Genomic DNA, 3,185 nt, shown 5'->3' with positions numbered 1-3,185 from the left:
GTGGGCGCCAGCCTCCCGGCGCGGGCGGCGGAATGGGTGATGTTGCGACTGATGGCCAAGCAGTCCGACTCGATGCTCGCTGGACTGGCACACCGATTGGAGAACACCAATGGCTGAGCGCCCCGACGTCGTGATCCTGATGACCGACGAAGAACGCGCGGTGCCGCCCTACGAGTCGGCCGACGTCCTCACCTGGCGGCGGCGGACGTTGAGCGGGCGGCGCTGGTTCGACGAGCACGGTGTCAACTTCACCCGGCACTACACGGGTTCGTTGGCGTGTGTGCCCAGCCGCCCGACCATCTTCACCGGGCAGTATCCCGACCTGCACGGTGTCACCCAGACCGACGGGATCGGCAAGCGATTCGACGATTCCCGGTTGCGCTGGCTGCGCCAGAGCGAGGTACCGACGCTGGGCAATTGGTTCCGCGCGGCAGGCTATGACACCCACTACGACGGCAAATGGCACATCTCCCACGCCGATCTGGTGGACCCGAACACGGGAGCGGCGTTGGCCACCAACGACGATGACGGCGTCGTCGACGCGGCCGCGGTGCAGCGCTACCTGGACGCCGACCCGCTAGGCCCCTATGGCTTCTCGGGGTGGGTCGGTCCCGAGCCGCACGGAGCAAGCTTGGCCAACAGCGGGTTTCGGCGGGACCCGTTGATCGCCGACCGGGTGGTCGCCTGGTTGACCGACCGCTACGCGCGGCGCCGCGCCGGAGATGCCGCCGCGCTACGGCCCTTCTTGCTGGTGGCCAGCTTCGTCAACCCGCACGACATCGTGCTGTTCCCGGCCTGGGTGCGACGTAGCCCGGTCAAGCCGTCACACCTCGACCCGCCTCACGTGCCGCCGGCGCCGACCGCCGACGAGGATCTGTCCACAAAGCCCGCGGCGCAGATCGCCTTTCGCGAGGCGTACTACTCCGGTTATGGCCCCGCGCGGGCGATCAGTCGCAGCTACCACCGCAACGCCCAGCGCTATCGCGACTTGTACTACCGGTTGCACGCCGAAGTCGACGCGCCCATTGACCGGGTACGCCGCGCGGTCACCGACGGCGGATCCGATCACGCGGTGCTGGTGCGCACGTCGGACCACGGCGAGTTGCTCGGTGCGCACGGCGGCTTGCACCAGAAGTGGTTCAACCTCTACGACGAGGCGACCCGCGTTCCGTTCGTCATCGCCCGGGTCGGCGCGGATCCGACCGAAGCGCGGACGGTTTCGGCGCCGACGTCACATGTCGACCTGGTGCCGACGCTGCTCGGCGCGGCCGGTATCGACATCGACGCCGCGGCCGCACACCTCGCCGAGTCGTTCTCGGAAGTGCATGCGTTGCCGGGTCGAGACCTCATGACCGTGGTGAACGGGGCGCCCGCCGACGAGGACCGGCCGGTGTACTTGATGACCCGGGACAACGTGCTCGAGGGCGACACCGGCGCCTCGGCCGCGGCGCGTCGACTGGGCCGAGACGTCAATCCGCCTGCGGCGCTGCGGATTAAGTTGCCTGCACATGTCGCCGCCAACTTTGAGGGACTGGTCGTCCGCGTGGCCGAGACGGCGGCGAAAGGCGGTGCCGGTCATCTGTGGAAGCTGGTCCGCACCTTCGACGACGCAGCCACCTGGACCGAGCCGGGCGTGCGCCACCTGGCGGCCAACGGGCTTGGCGGCGAGGCGTATCGCACCGACCCGATCGACGATCAGTGGGAGCTCTACGACCTGACCGCCGATCCGGTCGAGGCGGAGAACCGGTGGACCGACCCGAACCTGTACGAGTTGCGCCAGCACCTGCGGACGCAACTCAAGCAGCAACGGGCGGCATCGGTTCCCGAACGCAACAATCCGTGGCCGTACGTGAGGCGCCAGCCGCCGGCCCCACGCAAAACTTTGGTGCGCCGCCTGCTGGGGCGGTAGACCCTTCGCCGAGATTGCCGTGGCGGTTGCGGTGTGGCCCCGGACCACTGCCGTGGCGGCAATCTCAGCGCAGTCAATACAGTGGAGGCCACCATGTCGAAGATTCCGCTGCGCAAAGGTGCGCTCGCTGGGCTGGTGTCATCGGTTGCCACCACGGTGCTCAAGTACATGGCGAAAGCTCAGGTCGCGGCCTTCACGCTGACCGACGGACGCATCGGCGGCAACTGGCGCATAGGCGCGGGATTTCGCAAGCCGGCGCCGACCATGCTGCTCGAGCACCAAGGCCGCAAGTCCGGTCAGGTGTACACCACTCCCCTGGTCTACCTGGAAGACGGCGACGACCTAGTCATCGTCGCCTCGCACGGCGGCCTGCCCAAGAACCCCCAGTGGTACCACAACCTGGCGGCACATCCCGACACGCTGGTACACCTCAAAGGCCAACGCGCGCTACCGGTTACCGCCCGCCCCGCAACATCTCAGGAGCGCGCGACGTTATGGCCGCGACTGGTCGACCTGTACTCCGACCTCGCCAGATCACAGTCGTGGAGCCAACGGGAATTTCCGGTGCTCATTCTTTCTCGGCGTTGACAGTCAACCGGAACAACGCGCGCTGCAGCGTCGGCAGGATCTCGGTGATGTCGATTTCGCCCGCCGAAAAGCGGGCCACCAAGCCGTAAGCGAGGTTGGACACGATCGGCGGAAGGTCTTCGATGAGGTCGGCGTCAGCGCGATCCAATACCGCCATGGTCGCCGGCAACACCGCGTCCAGGCCCCGGCTCACCAATCGTTGGCCACCCGGGGCCGACCGCGCCCGGTGGTACGCCCGCAACATGTCCGGATGCTTCTCCCACGGTTCGAAGATCGTGCGGAACACCCGCATGAGCCCGTCGTAGATCGATTCGTCGGGGCTGGGTGTCTGCATCGCCAAGGCGGCGTAGCGGTTCTCGTCCATCCACCTTTCGAGTGCGGCCAAGATCAACGCGTCCCGAGTCGGGTACCGCTTGTAGATGGTGGCCAGCGACGTCCGCGCGCGCCTGGCCACCTCGCGCAATTGGACAGCGTCATACCCCTCGCTCTCCAGGATGTCGACGACGATGTCGAGGATCCGGTCGGATCCCCGGCCTGGCTCGCCCGGCATCACTTCTGCACTAGCCACATTCACCCTTGCCCGCATCGAGTAACCGAGTTACCGTACCTCCTGTAACGAGGTTACTCAACCGAGGAGGCTCCATGGCCGGCCGAGTTGCGGGGAAGGTCGCGTTCATTACGGGCGCGG

3 protein-coding genes are annotated in these 3,185 nt (G+C 67.1%); 2 read left to right on the top strand and 1 reads right to left on the bottom strand.

Translation table 11 applies throughout. The annotated features are described in order from the left end of the window. The first annotated feature begins 109 nt into the window (after positions 1-109). Together A9W95_RS06180 and A9W95_RS06175 are read left to right on the top strand one after the other, a co-directional pair. Positions 110-1,909, top strand: coding sequence for a sulfatase-like hydrolase/transferase (locus A9W95_RS06180; RefSeq protein WP_067409748.1), 1,800 nt, complete (start codon positions 110-112; stop codon positions 1,907-1,909). A 93-nt stretch (positions 1,910-2,002) separates the two neighbouring features. Continuing rightward, on the top strand, positions 2,003-2,497 hold the full coding sequence (locus A9W95_RS06175) for a nitroreductase family deazaflavin-dependent oxidoreductase (protein WP_067409749.1): 495 nt from the start codon (positions 2,003-2,005) through the stop codon (positions 2,495-2,497). On the opposite strand, the gene A9W95_RS06170 is transcribed toward A9W95_RS06175, so the two are convergent. Then, positions 2,478-3,083, bottom strand: a complete 606-nt coding sequence (locus tag A9W95_RS06170; protein ID WP_067409746.1) for a TetR family transcriptional regulator — start codon at positions 3,081-3,083, stop codon at positions 2,478-2,480. The genes A9W95_RS06175 and A9W95_RS06170 overlap by 20 nt on opposite strands. Positions 3,084-3,185 lie beyond the last annotated feature (102 nt).

Source organism: Mycobacterium sp. 1423905.2, assembly GCF_001673155.1.
Taxonomy (GTDB): Bacteria; Actinomycetota; Actinomycetes; order Mycobacteriales; family Mycobacteriaceae; genus Mycobacterium.
Note: the sequence above shows the minus strand (reverse complement) of the source record. Positions and strands in the feature narration are given on the sequence as shown.